Source organism: Reyranella aquatilis (assembly GCF_020880995.1).
Lineage (GTDB): Bacteria > Pseudomonadota > Alphaproteobacteria > Reyranellales > Reyranellaceae > Reyranella > Reyranella aquatilis.
Genome location: NZ_JAJISD010000008.1, coordinates 53,648 through 70,485 on the forward strand (window position 1 = coordinate 53,648; position 16,838 = coordinate 70,485).

Annotated in this window: 17 protein-coding genes; 11 read left to right on the forward strand and 6 right to left on the reverse strand. The window is 67.5% G+C overall.

Features of this window, described 5'->3' with window-relative positions:
- The first annotated feature begins 14 nt into the window (after window positions 1–14).
- The 8 genes from LJ725_RS18405 to LJ725_RS18440 are packed head-to-tail and all read left to right on the forward strand — an operon-like array spanning window position 15 to window position 7,168.
- A complete protein-coding gene (locus LJ725_RS18405) occupies window positions 15–641 on the forward strand; it encodes a histidine phosphatase family protein (protein ID WP_230552113.1) in 627 nt (208 codons plus the stop codon).
- Window positions 641–1,567: an ABC transporter ATP-binding protein gene (locus tag LJ725_RS18410; RefSeq protein WP_230552114.1), complete on the forward strand. Its 927-nt coding sequence runs from the start codon at window positions 641–643 to the stop codon at window positions 1,565–1,567. The genes LJ725_RS18405 and LJ725_RS18410 overlap by 1 nt, the downstream gene beginning before the upstream one ends.
- Window positions 1,564–2,415 (forward strand): ABC transporter permease, encoded by an 852-nt coding sequence (locus LJ725_RS18415; protein WP_230552115.1) that lies wholly within the window; start codon window positions 1,564–1,566, stop codon window positions 2,413–2,415. Before LJ725_RS18410 ends, LJ725_RS18415 begins: the two co-directional genes overlap by 4 nt.
- Entirely contained in the window at window positions 2,412–3,221 is an 810-nt protein-coding gene (locus LJ725_RS18420; RefSeq protein ID WP_230552116.1) for an ABC transporter permease, read from the forward strand. Before LJ725_RS18415 ends, LJ725_RS18420 begins: the two co-directional genes overlap by 4 nt.
- Window positions 3,211–4,365: an NAD(P)/FAD-dependent oxidoreductase gene (locus LJ725_RS18425; protein ID WP_230552117.1), complete on the forward strand. Its 1,155-nt coding sequence runs from the start codon at window positions 3,211–3,213 to the stop codon at window positions 4,363–4,365. Before LJ725_RS18420 ends, LJ725_RS18425 begins: the two co-directional genes overlap by 11 nt.
- Window positions 4,346–4,639, forward strand: coding sequence for a (2Fe-2S)-binding protein (locus tag LJ725_RS18430; RefSeq protein WP_230552118.1), 294 nt, complete (start codon window positions 4,346–4,348; stop codon window positions 4,637–4,639). The genes LJ725_RS18425 and LJ725_RS18430 overlap by 20 nt, the downstream gene beginning before the upstream one ends.
- Complete coding sequence (locus LJ725_RS18435) at window positions 4,636–6,045, forward strand: FAD/NAD(P)-dependent oxidoreductase (protein WP_230552119.1); 1,410 nt, start codon at window positions 4,636–4,638, stop codon at window positions 6,043–6,045. Before LJ725_RS18430 ends, LJ725_RS18435 begins: the two co-directional genes overlap by 4 nt.
- Window position 6,046: 1 nt before the next feature.
- Window positions 6,047–7,168 carry an NAD(P)/FAD-dependent oxidoreductase gene (locus LJ725_RS18440; RefSeq protein ID WP_230552120.1) on the forward strand — a complete coding sequence of 374 codons (1,122 nt, stop codon included), beginning with the start codon at window positions 6,047–6,049 and terminating at the stop codon, window positions 7,166–7,168.
- Window positions 7,169–7,278: 110 nt separating this feature from the next.
- Here the strand turns inward: LJ725_RS18440 and LJ725_RS18445 are convergent, their stop codons facing one another.
- From LJ725_RS18445 to LJ725_RS18460, 4 genes are read right to left on the reverse strand one after another with little or no spacing between them, the layout of a single operon-like run.
- Window positions 7,279–8,226 carry a glutathione S-transferase family protein gene (locus tag LJ725_RS18445; RefSeq protein ID WP_230552121.1) on the reverse strand — a complete coding sequence of 316 codons (948 nt, stop codon included), beginning with the start codon at window positions 8,224–8,226 and terminating at the stop codon, window positions 7,279–7,281.
- A gap of 42 nt (window positions 8,227–8,268) precedes the next feature.
- Window positions 8,269–9,396 carry an acyltransferase family protein gene (locus LJ725_RS18450; protein WP_230552122.1) on the reverse strand — a complete coding sequence of 376 codons (1,128 nt, stop codon included), beginning with the start codon at window positions 9,394–9,396 and terminating at the stop codon, window positions 8,269–8,271.
- Between the two features lie 31 nt (window positions 9,397–9,427).
- Window positions 9,428–10,225, reverse strand: a complete 798-nt coding sequence (locus LJ725_RS18455) for a phytanoyl-CoA dioxygenase family protein (protein WP_230552123.1) — start codon at window positions 10,223–10,225, stop codon at window positions 9,428–9,430.
- 34 nt (window positions 10,226–10,259) lie between these two features.
- Window positions 10,260–10,703: a GNAT family N-acetyltransferase gene (locus LJ725_RS18460; protein ID WP_230552124.1), complete on the reverse strand. Its 444-nt coding sequence runs from the start codon at window positions 10,701–10,703 to the stop codon at window positions 10,260–10,262.
- Window positions 10,704–10,778: 75 nt separating this feature from the next.
- Here LJ725_RS18460 and LJ725_RS18465 point away from each other — a divergent pair, with 75 nt between their 5' ends.
- The 3 genes from LJ725_RS18465 to LJ725_RS18475 all read left to right on the forward strand — a co-directional run bounded on the left by LJ725_RS18465 (window position 10,779) and on the right by LJ725_RS18475 (window position 12,828).
- Window positions 10,779–11,948 (forward strand): alpha-hydroxy acid oxidase, encoded by a 1,170-nt coding sequence (locus tag LJ725_RS18465; RefSeq protein ID WP_230552125.1) that lies wholly within the window; start codon window positions 10,779–10,781, stop codon window positions 11,946–11,948.
- A gap of 86 nt (window positions 11,949–12,034) precedes the next feature.
- The gene (locus LJ725_RS18470; protein ID WP_230552126.1) at window positions 12,035–12,559 is read left to right on the forward strand and encodes a ZIP family metal transporter; all 525 of its coding nucleotides are present in this window, start codon (window positions 12,035–12,037) and stop codon (window positions 12,557–12,559) included.
- Entirely contained in the window at window positions 12,457–12,828 is a 372-nt protein-coding gene (locus tag LJ725_RS18475; protein WP_230552127.1) for a ZIP family metal transporter, read from the forward strand. Before LJ725_RS18470 ends, LJ725_RS18475 begins: the two co-directional genes overlap by 103 nt.
- Before the next feature lie 534 nt (window positions 12,829–13,362).
- Here the strand turns inward: LJ725_RS18475 and LJ725_RS18480 are convergent.
- Together LJ725_RS18480 and LJ725_RS18485 are read right to left on the reverse strand one after the other, a co-directional pair.
- Window positions 13,363–14,553, reverse strand: a complete 1,191-nt coding sequence (locus LJ725_RS18480; protein ID WP_230552128.1) for an acetyl-CoA C-acyltransferase — start codon at window positions 14,551–14,553, stop codon at window positions 13,363–13,365.
- A gap of 137 nt (window positions 14,554–14,690) precedes the next feature.
- Window positions 14,691–16,784, reverse strand: coding sequence for a 3-hydroxyacyl-CoA dehydrogenase NAD-binding domain-containing protein (locus LJ725_RS18485; RefSeq protein ID WP_230552129.1), 2,094 nt, complete (start codon window positions 16,782–16,784; stop codon window positions 14,691–14,693).
- Between the last annotated feature and the right edge of the window lie 54 nt (window positions 16,785–16,838).

Below are 16,838 nucleotides of genomic sequence, written 5' to 3' on the forward strand. Positions count from 1 at the left end.
GCGAGAGGCCGGTCGTGCATCATCCCGTCTACGTGTTTCGCCACGGCGAGACCGTCTGGAACGCCGAGAAGCGCGCGCAGGGCGTGCTCGATTCACCGCTGACCGAGGCGGGACGCGAGCAGGCCCGAGCCATGGGCCGGGCCCTGGCGCGCGAGCTGCGGGAGGCGGGCCATGCGCCCGCCGACGTCATCGTGCGGTCGAGCCCGCTCGGCCGCGTGCGGGAGACGTTGGCCCTGGCCGCCGAGGAGGCCGGGCTGCTCCACGACGAGCAGTGCTTCGACCATCGCCTGCGCGAGATGAGCTGGGGCGAATGGGACGGGCTCACCGGCCCGGAGATCGAGGCACGCTGGCCCGGCGCGATGGCCGCACGTCGGCTCAATCGCTGGACCTACGAGCCGCCCGGTGGGGAGAATTACATCATGGCCGTCGCCCGCGCGCAGGCAGCGCTGGACGATATTGCGGCGCTGGCGGCGGCGCGGCCGGTCGCCGTGTTCGCGCATGGCGCCATCGGGCGCGTGCTGCGCGGATTGTTCCTGCGATCGGCCGAGGCCGAGATCCTCGACATGGACCAGCCGCAGGACGCCTTCTACCGCCTGCATCGCGAGACAATGGCGCGCATCGCGGCGCACGGTGCCTCCTAGTGCCGTTCCTGGAACTGGAAAAGCTCACCAAGTCGTTCGGCGGCCACAACGCCGTCGACGGACTGACCCTCGGGGTCGAGAAGGGCGAGTTCGTGGCGCTGCTCGGACCCTCGGGTTGCGGCAAGACCACGACGCTGCAGATGATCGCGGGTTTCGTCGAGCCGACCTCCGGCGCGATCCGGCTCGGCGGCAAGGACCTGCTGGCGATGAAGCCGGCGAAGCGCGGTCTCGGCATCGTCTTCCAGAGCTACGCGCTGTTTCCGCACATGACGGTGGCCGAGAATGTCGGCTTCGGGCTCGAGATGCAGGGCGTGACCGCTGCCGAGCGCCGGACGCGTGTGGCTGAGACGCTCGAACTGGTGGGGCTGGGCACCTTCGCGTCGCGCTTCCCGCGCCAGATGTCGGGCGGGCAGCAGCAGCGCGTCGCGCTGGCGCGCGCGCTGGTGATCCGGCCACAGGTCCTGCTGCTGGACGAACCGCTCTCCAATCTCGACGCCAAGCTGCGCGAGGGCATGCAGATCGAACTGCGCCAGATCCAGCGCACGGTCGGCACGACGACCATCCTCGTCACGCACGACCAGGCCGAGGCGATGGCGCTGTCCGACCGCATCGTGGTGATGAACCAGGGCAAGGCCGAACAGATCGGGCCGCCGCACGAGGCCTATGAGCGGCCGGCCACCGCCTTCGTCGCCAACTTCCTCGGCAAGACCAATCTGGTCGATGGCGCCAGCGTGCGGCCCGAGCGCATCTCCTTCGCTGCCGCCGGCCTCGCCGGAACGGTGCGCACGCGAATCTTCCAGGGCAATCACTGGCTCTACCAGGTCGATACCGCGTCGGGCCTCGTCACCGTGATCCGCCAGAACACCGGCGAGGCGATGCCGGGCGAGGGCGATGCGGTGCATCTCCTCTGGGAAGGGCGCGCGTGAAGGCCGCGCCGTACCTGCTCTGCCTTCCCGCGCTGGTCCTGTTCGCGGGCGTCGTGATCGTGCCGCTGGGCATGACCGTGCTGCTCTCGTTCCACGACTGGGGCCAGTACAAGGGCATCGAGCCGGTCTTCATCCTGAAGAACTGGCAGGAAGTGCTGGGCGATTCGTACTTCCACGAGATGTTCGCGCGCACCTTCCGCATCGCCTTCTTCGTGACGCTGCTGGCGGCGGTGTTCGGAGCGCCCGAGGCCTACATCCTGAACCGCATGCGCAGCCCGTGGCGCGGCCTTTTCCTGCTGGTGATCCTGGGGCCGCTGCTGATCTCGGTGGTCGCGCGCACGCTGGGCTGGGCGCTGCTGTTCGGCGGCAATTCGGGCCTGGTAAACAAGGCGCTGATGGGCATGGGCCTGATCTCCGCGCCGCTGCCGTTCATGTTCACCGAGACCGGGATCGTGGTCGCATTGGCGCATGTGCTGATGCCCTACATGGTGCTGGCCGTCTGGGCCTCGCTGCAGCGCCTCGACCCGCAGGTCGAGAACGCGGCGGTGGCGCTGGGGGCGGGGCCTTTCACCGTGCTGCGCCGCATCGTGCTGCCGCAGGTGATGCCCGGCATCCTGTCGGGCGCGGTGATCGTCTTCGCGCTGGCCGCCAGCGCTTTCGCGACGCCCGCCATCATTGGCGGCCGCCGGCTCAAGGTCGCCTCGACGCTGGCCTACGACGAGTTCCTGAACACGCTCAACTGGCCGCTGGGCGCCGCCGTCGCGGTGCTGCTGCTGGCGGCGCTGATCGCCATCATCTGGGGCACCAACCGGCTGGTCGAGCGCCGCTACGCGCAGGTCTTCGCATGAGCCGCAACGGCCCTCTGGCGCTCGCCTACCACACGCTGTTCGTCGCCTTCATGCTGGCGCCGATCCTGGTCGTCTGCTGGGTGGCCTTCACGCCCGAGGGCTTCCTGTCGTTCCCGACGGATCGCTGGTCGCTGCGCTGGTTCGAGGCGATCGCACGCTATCCCGAATTCATCTCGGCGTTCTGGCGCAGCCTGTGGCTGGGCGCGATCTCCTCGGCGATCGCTGTGGCGATCTCGGTGCCGGCCGCGCTCGCCATCGGGCGCTACCGTTTCCGCGGGCGCGAGGCGCTGACGGCGCTCTTCATGTCGCCGCTGATGATCCCGCATCTCGTGCTGGGCATCGCCTTCCTGCGCTTCTTCACCCAGATCGGGCTGGGCGGCACCTTCGCCGGCCTCGTGCTCTCGCACATCGTGGTCGTGCTGCCCTTCGCGCTGCGTCTCACCCTCGCCTCGGCGGTCGGCCTCGACCGCTCGATCGAGCATGCCGCGGTGTCGCTCGGCGCGTCCGAGAGCGTCGTCCTGCGTCGCATCACCCTGCCGCTGGTCCTGCCCGGCCTGGTGAGCGGCTGGGCGCTGGCCTTCATCAATTCCTTCGACGAGCTGACGATGACCGTCTTCATCGCCGCGCCCGGTACCGAGACCTTGCCGGTGCGCATGTTCCTCTACATCCAGGACAATATCGATCCGTTGGTGACCTCGGTGTCGGCCTGCGTGATCGCCGTCACCGTCGTGGCGCTCGTGATCCTGGACCGTGCCTTCGGCCTCGAACGCATGCTCGTGGGAAGGAGCGCCAGCCATGGTCGCTGAAGGACGTGCCGCTGGAGCAGGAACCGGCGACGAGTTCGACGTCGCGGTCGTGGGCGGCGGCCTCGTGGGCGTCGCCACCGCCTGGGGCCTGGCGCGCGAAGGCTGCAGGGTCGTCGTGCTCGACGAAGGCGATCGGGCGGTGCGCGCCAGCCGTGGCAACTTCGCGCTGGTCTGGGTGCAGAGCAAGGGGCTCGGTCTCGCGCCCTATGCCGGCTGGACGATCCGGTCCTCAAACGCCTGGCAAGGCTTCTCCGATCTCCTGAAGCAGGAGACCGGCCTCGACGTGTCCTTCCAGCGCCCCGGCGGCTTCCATCTCTGCCTGTCGGAGAAGGAGCTGGAGGCGCGCGCGACCGTCCTGAAGCGGCTGCACAACCAGCCCGGCATCGTCGACTACAAGACCGAGATCCTGACGCACGACCAGGTCAAGGCGATGCTGCCGGACATCGGGCCGGAGGTCGTGGGCGGCAGCTTCTGCCCGCTCGACGGACACGTGAACTCGCTGCGCCTGTTCCGTACCCTGCATACCGCGCTCAATGCGCGCGGCGTGACCTACCTGCCGAGCCATCGCGTCGACAACATCACAAAGGACGGTGGCGAATTCCGGCTCACGACGCCGCACGGCGAGATCCGCGCCGCCAAGGTCGCGCTCGCCGCCGGCAACGCCAACATGCGGCTGGCGCCGATGGTCGGGCTGGAGGCGCCGATGCGGCCCGAGCGTGGCCAGATCGTCGTGACCGAGCGGCTGCGGCCCTTCCTCAACCATCCCGTCGTCACCCTGCGCCAGACCGACGAGGGCACGGTGATGATCGGCGATTCCAAGGAAGAGAGCGTCGACCCGAGCGGCCTCACGATTGGCGTCAGCGCCACCGAGGCCGAGCGCGCCGTGCGCCAGTTCCCGCTGCTCGCCAACGTCAACGTCGTGCGCACCTGGAGCGCGATCCGCGTGATGACCCAGGACGGCTTCCCGATCTACGACGAGTCGAAGACCCATCCGGGCGCCTTCACCGTGTGCTGTCATTCCGGCGTCACGCTGGCCGCCAACCACGCGCTCACCATCGCGCCCATGATTGCCCGCGGCGCGCTCGACGCCTCGCTCGTCGCTCCCTTCAGTGCCCGGAGGTTCCATGTTCAAGCGGCTGGCTGAGAGCAGCCCGGCCGTCGGCATCATCGTCGACGGCAAACCCGTGAGCGCGCGGACCGGTGACACGGTGGCCGCGGCGCTGCTGGCGGCCGGCATCGGCCACTGCCGCACCACGCCCGTCACCGGCGCGCCCCGGGCGCCCTTCTGCCTGATGGGCGTGTGCTTCGATTGCCTGGTGACGATCGACGGCGTCGGCAGCCGCCAGGGCTGCCTGATACCGGTGCGCGAGGGCATGAAGGTCGAGACGCAACTCGGCCGCCGGGAGGCCGGACGATGACCGCGGCGGCCGATCTCGCCTCGTCGTACGAGCTCGTCGTCATCGGCGGCGGGCCTGCCGGACTTGCCGCCGCCGCGCTGGCGGCGCGCGTCGGCGTGTCGACCGTGCTGTTCGACGAGAATCCCGGCGTCGGTGGCCAGATCTATCGCGCCATCACCTCGACGCCGGTGAAGGATCGCACGATCCTGGGCGAGGACTACTGGGATGGCACGAGGCTCGCCGACGAGGCGAAGGCCAGCGGCGCGCTGATCGTGAACGGGGCAACGGTGTGGAGCCTCGACCGGCAGCGCATCGTTGGCGTCTCGATCGCGGGCAGGGCGCGCATGATCGAGGCCAGCCGTGTGATCATCGCCACCGGTTCGCAGGAACGGCCCTTTCCCATCCCCGGCTGGACTCTCCCGGGTGTCATGACGGCCGGCGCCGCGCAGACGGCGTTGAAGGCACAGGGGCTGGTCGCTGCCGGGCGCACCGTGCTGGCCGGCGGCGGGCCGCTGCTCTGGCTGCTGGCGGCGCAGACGCTGCGCGCCGGTGGAAAGATCGATGCCATCCTCGACACCACGCCGCGGCGCAACTGGCTGCAGGCGATGTTTCATGCGCCCGATTTCGCGCTGTCGCCGTATTTCGCCAAGGGCCTGGCGCTGCTGCGCGAGGTGCGCGCCCGGGTGCCGGTCCATCGCGTCGACAGCATCGAAGCCGTCGGCACCGACCGTGTGCGCGAGGTCGTGTTCTCCAAGGGCGGCGTGTCGCAGCGCCTGCCGGTCGATCTCCTGCTGCTGCACCAGGGAGTCGTGCCCAACGTCAATCTCGCCAATGCGGCGGGCGTCGCTCACATATGGAACGACCGGCAGCTCTGCTTCGTGCCGGTGCTCGACGCGGATTTCGGCAGTTCGGTCCCCGGCATCGCCGTGGCGGGCGATGGCGCGGGCATCGCGGGCGGCACCGCCGCCGCAGAGCGTGGTCGCCTTGCCGCCATCGCTGCGGTGCGCGCGCTGAAGCCCGATGCGGTCGTTCCCGACACGCAGGCGATCCGCCAGAGCCTGCAGCGCGAGGAGATGGGACGCGCCTTCCTCGACTGGCTGAACCGGCCGGCGCCGTCGTTCCGCCAGCCCGAGGGCGACACCATCGCCTGCCGCTGCGAGGAGGTCACGGCAAAGCAGGTGCGCGACACGGCGCGGATGGGCTGCGAGGGGCCGAACCAGATGAAGGCCTTCCTGCGCTGCGGCATGGGTCCGTGCCAGGGCAGGCTGTGCGGGCTCACCGTCACCGAACTGATCGCGGCCGAGCGGGAAACGACGCCGGACGAGGTCGGCTACTACCGGCTGCGTCCGCCGGTGAAGCCGATCACCCTGGCGGAGCTCGCGTCGCTGCCGATCAGCGAGGCCGAACGCAAGGCCGTGGAGCGCTAGGATGGCGCGCACGGCCGATGTCGTGATCATCGGCGGCGGCATCCATGGCTGCTCGACGGCGCTGCATCTCGCGTTGCGCGGCCTGAAGCCGATCCTGATCGAGAAGGACTATGCCGGCCGCCACGCCTCGGGCGTCAATGCGGGCGGCGTGCGGCAGCTGGCGCGCGACATCCATGAGATACCGCTGTCGATCTCCTCGATGGACATCTGGGAACGCATCGAGGAGCTGGTCGGCGACGATTGCGGCTTCGACGCCCACGGCACCGTGCTGGTGGCCGAGAGCGAGGCCGAACTCGCGGGCTTCCGCGAGCGCGTCGCCGATCTCCGCCTGCGCGGCTTCGTGCACGAGGAGCTGATCGATGCCGCCGAGCTGCGGCGTCTCGTGCCGGCAGTGTCGGAACATTGTCCCGGCGGCGTGGTCTCGCGCCGCGACGGCGCCGCCGATCCCTTCCGCACGACACAGGCGTTCCGGCGTCGCGCGGTCGAGAAGGGAGCGGAGGTGATCGAGGGCGTCACCGTCACCGGTCTCGTCCGGGCCGGCGCCAACTGGCGGGTCGAGACCAGCGCGGGCGACTTCGAGGCGCCCAGGGTCGTGAACGCCGCCGGCGCCTGGGCCGACCGGATCGCCGCGATGCTGGGCGAGCCGGTGCCGCTCACCGTCGTGGCGCCGATGCTGATGGTGACCAGCCGTCTGCCGGCCTTCATCCAGCCGGTCGTGATCCTTCGCGGCCGCAAGCTCTCATTCAAGCAACTTGGCAACGGCACCGTCGTGATCGGCGGCGGCCATCTCTCCACGCCCTATCGCGACAGCAACGAGACGGTGCTCGACTGGGAGAAGCTCGCGATCAGCGCCCGCACCGTCTGGGAACTGTTTCCCGCCATGCACGAGGCCACCATCGTTCGTGCCTGGGCCGGCATCGAGGCCTACATGCCCGACGGCATTCCGGTCGTGGGCAAGAGTTCGACGTCCGAGGGAGTGTTCCATCAGTTCGGCTTCTCGACCCACGGCTTCCAGCTCGGGCCGGGCACGGGCGCGATGATGGCCGAACTCGTGGCCACCGGCTCGACCAATACGCCGATCGATGGATTGGGGATCGAGCGGTTTCAGGCGAAGCGGAAGTAAAGGTCCCTCGCTTACGCTCGGGATGACAACGTTGTTGGTCGTCATTCCGTGCGCTGGCGCACCCTTTTCATTCCACCAAAATTGTCATCCCGAGCGTACGCGAGGGACCTTTAGCTGATAGCCCTCCAATCATATCCCAGCCGCGGGAAATGCACGGCTACCTGTCCCACTTCATCGTTCTCGTGCAGCAGCGCGATCTCGTCGGCGTCGATGAAGTGCACCTCGCCCTCGATCCAGTCCTTCGCGTTGTCGGAGGCGCGCACGCGGGCGCGCTCGCCGGGCAGGGGATCGCCCTCCTGCGGCTGCGAAGGGCGCGGCGCCGCGGGGCTGGCGGCGCGGGCCTCGGCCAGGGCTTCGTCGGCCTCTATGTTCACGCGGGTGCCGTGGCCGATCGCGGCCATGCGGTCACGCCAGGCGAGCAGGCGCGGATGAGCGTTCAGCACCTCGCGGCAATCGATGTGCCGGCCGCGGAAGAACCAGACGACGTGATAGGTCGCGAAATCGGCGATGCACGGCGTATCGCCCAGCAGGTACGGCCGTCCGTCCGCCAGCATGTCGGCAATCCATTTGACCTGCGGCCGCACGAGCTGGAGGTTGCGCCAGGCTGCCTTGCGCACCGCCTCGATCGAGGGCTGCGGCAGGCCATGCAGCTTCGCGCGATCGGCATGCAGTCCCTCGGGCATGTGATCGGCGTTGATGCCCGAGACGTAGAGCGCGGTCGGCCGCATGAACTGCTGCTCCGCCCACCAGGCGATGGCTTCCGCCGCGCCCGCGGTCTTCGCCGGATAGAAGGTCGGCACCGGCCTGCGCCGTTCCAGCTCCTGCGCGATCAGCTTGGTATCGCACCACACATCGGCGCCATCCTGCAGTACGGGCGTGCGGCGATAGCCGCCGGTCAGCGGCGTAAGCTTGGGCTTGGGCGCGATGGGAGGAATCTCGACCGCCCGCCATGTCAGGCCCTTGAAGCCCATCATCAGGCGCGCCTTCTCGGCGAAGTTCGAGAAGTCGTACTGGTGGAGGATCAGGGGCTTCGGGGATTCGACGCTGGGCGACGACACGAGGGAAGTTTTTCCTTTCGAAGGGACAATGAAGGGCAGCGGCTATCGGACGGCGCCGCTGGTGAGGAGCATGGCCATCGCGATGGCAAGGACGGCAATCGATGCCGGCAGAAGGACGACCAGCAGGACGCGCCGGTTGCGGACCACGCGGCGCATGCGGATCGGCATCTCGACCAGGTGATAGGTGAGGCTCGCAAGAAGCCCCGCGACGAGGAGGGTCAGGGTTGCCTCGACGGGGGTCAGCAGGCGGCCCTGGACGGCGACCGCGAGAGACAGCAGGGGCCAGTGCCAGAGATAGAGGGCGTAGGAGATCCTCCCGAGGTATCGGACCGCCCGTACCCGCAGGACGGCGTAGTGCTCCCGGTCCAGTTCGAACAGCGCGAGCGCACCCGCGGTGGCGAGGCAGGCCACCAGTGTCTTGAGCGTCACGGCCAGTGGCCCCGCAGTGGCTGGAACGAGAGGGGCGATGAGGATCGTGCCCACCAGGGCAACCGACAGCAGGCGACGGGGCGGCTGGGGGGCTTCCCGGACCTTTCGCACCAGGCCAAAGACCAGGACACCCAGCCCCAGCTGCCACAATCGCCCGGGCAACAGGAAGAACGCACTGTGCGGCGAGGCACCCAGCGTGCCGCAGACGATATAGAAGGCGAAGGACAGGGTGGCGGCGGCGATCAGGAGCAGCCAGAACAACCGCTGCCGCGTGGTCGTCACCAGGCAGAGTCCCGCGATGAGCAGGTAGAACTGCTCCTCCACTGCCAGGTTCCAGGTGTTCAGGATCGGATTGGCCAACGGTGGCGTGAGCGAGTCGCCTCCCAGCCAGAAACTGAAGTTCTGGAGGTAGAAGGGCTGCAGGACGAGCGATGGCGCGAAGATCGCGCGATCGACCGGTTTCAGCAGCACGAAGCTCGCCAGCGCCGTCAGCAATACGGTCAGGAGGAGCGCGGGCGCCAGCCGGCGGAAGCGGGACGAATAGAAGTCGGCCAGCGTGGTGCGACGCTCCAGAAGCGGGAACAGGTAGGCACGCGAGATCACGTAGCCCGAGATCACGAAGAAGATATCGACGCCCAGAAAGCCCGTGGGCACGAGAGCCGGATAGGCATGGAACAGGACGACCAGCATCACCGCGATGGCGCGCAGCGTGTCGACCTCGGGCAGGTATCTACGGATCAACTAAGGCTGTTCCCGCGGGTACAAACCGGCATCACGCCGCCTTCAGGACCCCATCGTCCGCTTCGAGAGGCAGGGGATTCCAGTTGCGCGAAACGACCCAGTCGGGTCGCGGGTTGTCGCTAAGCGCCGGCCTGTTGGCGACGGTGTTGCACGAGACATAGATGTGCCAGCGGTCGTCGGCCGAAAGATTGTGCCCGGAAGCATGCAGCACGTTGCAATGGAACAGCACGCAGGTGCCGGCGCGGCCGGTCACGGCCACGGGCTCGGGCGAGTTCTTCAGGATTTCGATCATCCTCTGCTTGGGCATCGCCCAGAACTTGTAGGAAGTCGATTCGTCGTAGACCGGCTCGATGCGGCCGATCTTGTGGCTGCCCGGGATGAGATAGAGCGCCCCGCCCATTTCCGTCGTGTCGGTCATCATCAGGTTGAAGGTCGCCATGTCGGGGCGGCGGCAGCCGTCGCGCATCCATGAACCGTAATCCTGGTGCCACTGCCAGACGGTTCCTTCGATGGCGGGCTTGGTGTTGATCTTGGTGTGATAGACGTAGACCTCGTCGTCCTTCAGCACCTGCTGCACCGGGCGGAGCAGGCGTGGCGTGCGGACCAGCGCATGGAAGGGCTTCGAGCGGGTCGGGCCGTCGTCCTCGTGGACGCGGAAGATGGTGCGGACGCCGCCGGTATGCTCGCGGACGACCTCCTCGCTGTCGACGCCGGACAGCCGCGCCACTTCACGGCGGAGGATGGCCACTTCGTTGCGGTCGAACAGGTCAGGGAAGACCAGGAACCCGTCGCGATCGAATTGCTCGATCTGCCGGTCGTTCAACTCCATGGCGCAGCCTCCTTCTTGTTTCGGCAACGCTAACTCATGGGTCCATGACGTAGTAGACCTTTTTCTCCCGACGCATGCCCAGCCGGTCGTAGAAGCGCTGCGAGCCGGAATTTCCCTCGCCGGTTGTCCAGATGACGCGTGTGTCACCGCGCTCCCGGGCGAGCGTCCGGATGCCGTCGATCAGTTTCTCTCCGACTCCGCACGAGCGGGAGGCACCCCGCACGTAGAGTTCCTTGAGGAACAGCCCGTGCGTGAGGTTGGGGCCGGGGAAGTAGGGATTGAGAATGGCAAAGCCCAGGAGCTGCCCGTCCCGCTCGGCGACCAGGCACATCGTACCGCCAGGCGGGGCGGCCGCGAGGAAGGCAGCGCCCGCTTCGCCGGCGCCTCTCCCGACAGGGCTGCCGTAGTGGTGCTCGTGCTCCTCCAGCAGGAGGGCGATCTGGGCTTCGTCGCCCGGTTTTGCGTGCCTGATTTGCATGGAAGCCCGTCTAACATCGCTGGCCCGCCGCGACAAAGACCGGCAAAATCGACGCCCTCCGGGAGTTGGGAAACAATGAAAGACGTCGTCAACATCGATGATCTACGCAAGCTCGCAAAGAAGCGGCTGCCCAAGATCGCCTACGACTTCATCGAGGGCGGCACCGACGACGAGGTCGGCCTCGTCACCAACGAGCAGGCCTTCCGCAAGGCGCGCATCGTTCCGCGCTATCTGGTCGACGTCTCGGTGCGCGACCAGTCGACGACCCTGTTCGGCCGGACCTATTCCAGCCCCATCGGCATCGCGCCGACCGGCCTCGCCGGCCTGTTCCGCCACGGCGCCGACCTGATGCTGGCCGAGGCCGCGCGCGACGCCAACGTGCCCTTCATCATGTCGGGCTCCAGCACCGGCTCGATCGAGGATCTCGGCAAGCTGGCGCCCGACCATGGATGGTACCAGCTCTATTCCGCCAAGGATCAGGCGGTCTCCGAGGACATGATCAAGCGCTCCGCCGATGCCGGCCTGCGTACGCTGGTCTTCACGGTCGACGTGCCCGAGGGCTCCAACCGCGAGCGCAACACGCGCAACGGCTGGTCTCGGCCGCTCAGGCTCACCTGGAAGACCAAGTTCGAAGCGCTGCTGCATCCCGCCTGGATGATGCAGTGGTTCCGCCACGGCACGCCCTATTTCGACAACTGGGCCAAGTATGCCGGCCCCGATGCGTCGGCCGACAAGGTGGCCGACATGGTGGCCTACCAGAACCGCGCCCCGATGAGCTGGAAGCATGTCGAGCGCTTCCGCGAACTGTGGAAGGGCAATTTCGTGCTCAAGGGGATCATGCATCCCGACGACGCGATCCGCGCCCACTCGCTGGGCGTCGATGGAGTGATGGTCTCCAACCATGGTGCGCGTCAGCTCGATCTCGCGCCGTCGCCGCTCGAGGTGCTGCCGGCGATCCGCGACGCGGTCGGCGACAAGATGACGGTGATGTTCGACGGCGGCGTTCGCCGCGGCCTCGACGCCATCATTGCGCTGTGCATGGGCGCCAAGTTCGTGTTCGTCGGCCGTCCGACGCTGTACGGGGTCACGGCGGGCGGGGTCGAGGGCGCGGCCAAGGCGCTGCAGATCTTCCGCCGCGAGATCGACATCAGCATGGCCCAGATCGGCGCGACCAAGATCGCCGATCTCGGCCCGCAATACATGATGTGGAAGGACGAGGAGGATCTGCGCCGCAACCGGCGCTGATCGACATATACTTAAAGTCGGGTTGCGCTTCGGCGCGGGGTCACGCCTTCTCGCCAGACCGGTTTTCGTTCTGGTGAGGGGTCCCCATGCTTTCTGCGTTCGCTTCGTCGTCGCCGATCCTGGCTGGGGTTCTCGCCAGTCTCTGCGCAGGGCTCGCAACGGCGCTGGGCGCACTGCCGATCCGGTTCATCCGCAGGCTTTCCGAGCAGGCACAGGATGTCATGCTGGGCTTCGCTGCCGGGGTGATGCTGGCGGCCTCGTTCTTCTCCCTGATCATTCCCGGCATCGACGTGGCGCAGGAGCAGGGCGCAACCAGGCTGGGTGCCGTAACCCTGGTGATCGCCGGCATCCTGTTCGGCGCGGCGAGCCTCTGGACGGTCCATCGCTACCTGCCGCACGAGCATTTCATCATGGGTCGCCAGGGGCCCGACGCGCCGCGCTTCCGGCGCATCTGGCTGTTCGTGATCGCCATCACCCTGCACAATTTCCCAAGGGGCTGGCCGTCGGCGTGGGCTTCGGCGGCGACGATTCCGGCAAGGCCATCGCGCTGGCCATCGGCATCGGCCTGCAGAACATGCCGGAGGGGCTGGCCGTCGCCGTGGCGCTGTTGAGCCTGAACTACGGCCGGGCTCAGGCCTTCTTCGTGGCGCTGCTCACGGGCCTGGCCGAGCCGATCGGCGGCCTGCTCGGCGCCGGCGCCGTCACCATCGCGCAATCGCTGCTGCCCTGGGGCCTCGCCTATGCCGGCGGCGCGATGATCTTCGTTATCAGCGACGAGATCATCCCCGAGACCCACCGCCGAGGTTTCGAGAACCACGGCACCGTGGGCCTGATGATCGGCCTGGTGGTGATGATGTTCCTCGACGTCATGCTGGGCTGACGGCTTTCAGGTCGGGGAGCAGGCAATCGGGAACGCTCTCCGGGCGATAACGCCGCGGACGGTCTCGCCGAAACTCGAGACGGTGTTCCTCGAGGAGCGGGAAAAGCGGCACAAGAAAAGATCCGAACGAAAGCCCCGATTGACTGGCTCCCCATAACCACCAGCCTGCGAAGCGTCGCCAGCTCCATCCGCCGCGAAACCGGATACGGCGGCGATGGGGCACCAGTCGCCTATGCAATAGCTCGACGAAGTCGCGATACAGGCAGCGGCCAGCCATGTTGCTCGACAGGGTGATCGATTGCCGGTTGGCCAGCGCTAGCTCGCAAAAGAAGATCGCGACGCTGTCTCCGATGTCCAGGACGCGACCGCGGTCCGACATCTCGCAAAAAAGCCGGACCCCGCGGATCCGGCTGAAGGGCAGGGCGGCCGAACGGCCGCCCTCGTTTGTGAAGCACAATCCGTCGGCGGTGATCTCGATATCGACATCACCGCCGGGCTCGTCGCGCAGGAACGGGTAGCGCAGGGCCTAACCGCTCAGTGCACGACCTCGAACAGGCCGGCGGCGCCCATGCCGCCGCCGATGCACATGGTCACGACGACGTTCTTGGCCTTGCGACGACGGCCCTCGATCAGGGCGTGGCCGGTGCAGCGCGCGCCGGTCATGCCGAACGGATGACCGATCGAGATCGAGCCGCCGTTGACGTTCAGCTTCTCGTTGGGGATGCCGAGCTTGTCGCGGCAGTAGAGCACCTGCACCGCGAAGGCTTCGTTCAGTTCCCACAGGTCGATGTCGTCCATCTTGAGGCCGAACCGCTTCAGCAGCTTCGGGATCGCGTAGACCGGGCCGATGCCCATCTCGTCCGGCTCGCAGCCGGCGACGACCAGGCCCTTGTAGATGCCGAGCGGCTTCAGGCCGCGCTTGGCGGCTTCGGCATCGCTCATGATGACCGAGGCCGAGGCACCGTCGGAGAGCTGGCTGGCATTGCCGGCGGTGATCCACTTGTCGGGACCGGCCACCGGCTGCAGCTTGGCCAGGCCCTCGAGCGTCGTGTCGGGGCGATTGCCCTCGTCCTTGGCCAGCTTCACGGTCTTCTTGCTGGTCTGGTTCGTGTTCTTGTCGGTGACCAGCATCGTGGTCTCCATCGGCACGATCTCGTCGTCGAACTTGCCGGCCTGCTGGGCGGCCGCCGTGCGCAGCTGGCTCTGCAGCGAGTACTCGTCCTGCGCCTCGCGGCTGATCTTGTAGCGGGCGGCGACCGTGTCGGCGGTCGTGATCATGGCGTGGTAGATGCCGGGCACGTGCTCCTGTACCCACGGGTTCACGAGGCGGTTCTTATTGCCGCCCGGCGGGCCCTGGACCAGCGAGACGGACTCGAGGCCGCCGGCGATCATCACCGGCACCTTGTCGACCAGCACGCGCTGGGCGGCCATCGAGATGGTCTGGAGTCCCGAGGAGCAGAAGCGGTTGACGGTCACGCCCGAGACGCTGACCGGGGCGCCGGCGCGCATCGCCGAGACGCGGGCGACGTTTGAGCCCGTCGTGCCTTCCGGCGCGGCGCAGCCCAGGATCACGTCCTCGACCTCGCCCAGCTCGACCTTGGCGCGCTCGGCGGCGTGCTTGATCACGTGCGCGCCCATGTCGGCGCCGTGGGTGTCGTTGAAGACACCGCGGAACGCCTTGCCGATCGGCGTGCGGGCGGTGGAGACGATTACTGCATCAGCCATTTTCTTTCCTCCTCGATTGCCGCCCGGATGGCACGGCACTGACTTCAGATAGTTGTCATCCCGAGGCCGAAGGCCGAGGGACCCTTACTGTTCCGGAAAGGTCCCTCGCTGCACTCGGGATGACAGTGTGAGTAGACTCAGACGCTAGAGAACTTCTTGCCTTCCTGCACCAGCTTCTTGAGCAGCGGGGCAGGTTCCCAGAACGGGTCGCCGGACGCGTCGCGGTACTTCAGCAGCGCGTCGTGGATGGTCTTGAGGCCGACCACGTTGTCGGCCCACCACATCGGGCCGCCGCGATAGACCGGCCAGCCGTAGCCGTTGACCCAGATCACGTCGATGTCGAGCGAACGCTGGGCCATGCCTTCCTCGAGGATCTTGGCGCCCTCGTTGACCATCGGGTAGAGCGCGCGCTCCAGGATCTCCTGATCGGAGATGGCGCGGCGCGTGATGCCGAGCTTCTTCGAGGTCTCCTCGATGATCTTCTCGACCTCGGGATCGGGGATCGGCGTGCGGTCGGGCAGGTTGTACTTGTAGTAGCCCGCGCCGGTCTTCTGGCCGAAGCGGCCCAGTTCGCAGATCGCGTCGGCGACGTAGCCGGTGTAGCGAACGTTGCGCTTTTCCTTCTCCTTCTTGCCCTGGCGGATGCGCCAGCCCACGTCGTTGCCGGCGAGATCGCTCATCGCGAAGGGGCCCATCGGGAAGCCGTAGTCGTAGATCACCTTGTCGATCTGCTGGGGAAGGGCGCCTTCCTCCATCATGTAGGCCGACTGGATGCCGCGCATGCGCAGCATGCGGTTGCCGACGAAGCCCTCGCAGACACCGACGAGGACCGGGATCTTGCCGATCTTCTTGGAGAACGACATGACCGTGGCGATGACGTCCTTCTCGGTCGCCTTGCCGCGCACGTTCTCCAGCAGCTTCATGACGTTGGCCGGCGAGAAGAAGTGCATGCCGATCACGTCGCCGGGCCGCTTGGTGTAGGAGGCGATCTGGTTGACGTCGAGGCCCGAGGTGTTGGTGGCCAGGATGGCACCCGGCTTGGCGACCTCGTCGAGCTTCTTGAAGACGGTCTCCTTGACCTCCATCGTCTCGAACACCGCCTCGATGATGACGTCGGCGTCCTTGAGATCGTCGTAGTTCAGCGTCGGCTTGATCAGCGCCATGCGCTTCTCGACATCCTCGGCCTTCATGCCACCGCGCTTGGCGGTGTTCTCGTAGTTGGTGCGGATGGTCTTGAGGCCGCGATCCAGCGCTTCCTGGCTGGTCTCGAGCAGCGTGACCGGGACGCCGGCATTGGCGAAGTTCATGGCGATGCCGCCGCCCATCGTGCCGGCGCCGATGATGCCGCCGGACTTGATCTCGCGCTGCGGCGTGTCCGCCGGCACGTCCTTGACCTTGGCGGCCTCGCGCTCGGCGAAGAAATAGTAGCGCTGCGCCGCCGACTCCGAGGAAGTCAGCAGTTCGACGAACAGTTCGCGCTCGCGCTTCATGCCCTCGTCGAACGGCAGTTCGACGGCGGCCTGCACGCACTTGATGATGTTCCACGGCGCCTTGAAGCCGCGCGCCTTGCGGGCGATCGACTTCTCGGTCTCGGCGAACAGGTCGGGCGATTCCAGCGTCACCGTGAGGTCGCGCACGCGGCGCCTTGGCGCCTTCTGGGCCAGCAGCATCTCGGTGTGGGCGATCGCGCCCTTCAGCAGGTCGCCCTCGACGATGGCGTCGACGATGCCCTTGCTCTTGGCCTCGGCGGCGGGGATGTGTCGGCCCGACAGGATGGCCTCGAGCGCGTACTTGGCGCCCGTGAGACGCGGCAGGCGCTGCGTGCCGCCGGCACCCGGCAGCAGGCCGAGATGGACTTCCGGCAGGCCCATGCGCGTGGTCGGCAGCGCGACGCGATAATGCGCGCCCAGCGCCGTCTCGAGGCCGCCGCCCAGCGGCGTGCCGTGCAGCGCCGCCACGATCAGCTTCGGCGAATTCTCCATGGTGGCGATGACGTCGTTCAGGTTCGGGCCGGACGGCGGCTTGCCGAACTCGCGGATGTCGGCGCCGGCGATGAAGGTGCGGCCGCCGCCGATCAGCACGATGGCATCGACGCTCGCGTCCTGCGCGAACGCCTCGACCCCTTCCTTGATGCCGGCCCGGACGGCCGCGGCGAGCGCGTTCACCGGCGGGTTGTTGACGGTGAGGATTCCGATCCGCCCCTCTTTGGAGCGTATGACAGCGTCGGACATGGACGTTCTCTTCCCTGGTGAATGCCGTTTGGACGGCTGGTCTTAGCAATCTCT

Coding starts and splice junctions, on each gene's coding strand:
- LJ725_RS18420 (WP_230552116.1), top strand. CDS start 2,412: ATGAGCCGCAACGGCCCTCTGGCGCTCGCCTACCACACGCTGTTCGTC.
- LJ725_RS18425 (WP_230552117.1), top strand. CDS start 3,211: ATGGTCGCTGAAGGACGTGCCGCTGGAGCAGGAACCGGCGACGAGTTC.
- LJ725_RS18430 (WP_230552118.1), top strand. CDS start 4,346: ATGTTCAAGCGGCTGGCTGAGAGCAGCCCGGCCGTCGGCATCATCGTC.
- LJ725_RS18435 (WP_230552119.1), top strand. CDS start 4,636: ATGACCGCGGCGGCCGATCTCGCCTCGTCGTACGAGCTCGTCGTCATC.
- LJ725_RS18440 (WP_230552120.1), top strand. CDS start 6,047: ATGGCGCGCACGGCCGATGTCGTGATCATCGGCGGCGGCATCCATGGC.
- LJ725_RS18455 (WP_230552123.1), bottom strand. CDS start 10,225: ATGGAGTTGAACGACCGGCAGATCGAGCAATTCGATCGCGACGGGTTC.
- LJ725_RS18460 (WP_230552124.1), bottom strand. CDS start 10,703: ATGCAAATCAGGCACGCAAAACCGGGCGACGAAGCCCAGATCGCCCTC.
- LJ725_RS18465 (WP_230552125.1), top strand. CDS start 10,779: ATGAAAGACGTCGTCAACATCGATGATCTACGCAAGCTCGCAAAGAAG.
- LJ725_RS18470 (WP_230552126.1), top strand. CDS start 12,035: ATGCTTTCTGCGTTCGCTTCGTCGTCGCCGATCCTGGCTGGGGTTCTC.
- LJ725_RS18480 (WP_230552128.1), bottom strand. CDS start 14,553: ATGGCTGATGCAGTAATCGTCTCCACCGCCCGCACGCCGATCGGCAAG.
- LJ725_RS18485 (WP_230552129.1), bottom strand. CDS start 16,784: ATGTCCGACGCTGTCATACGCTCCAAAGAGGGGCGGATCGGAATCCTC.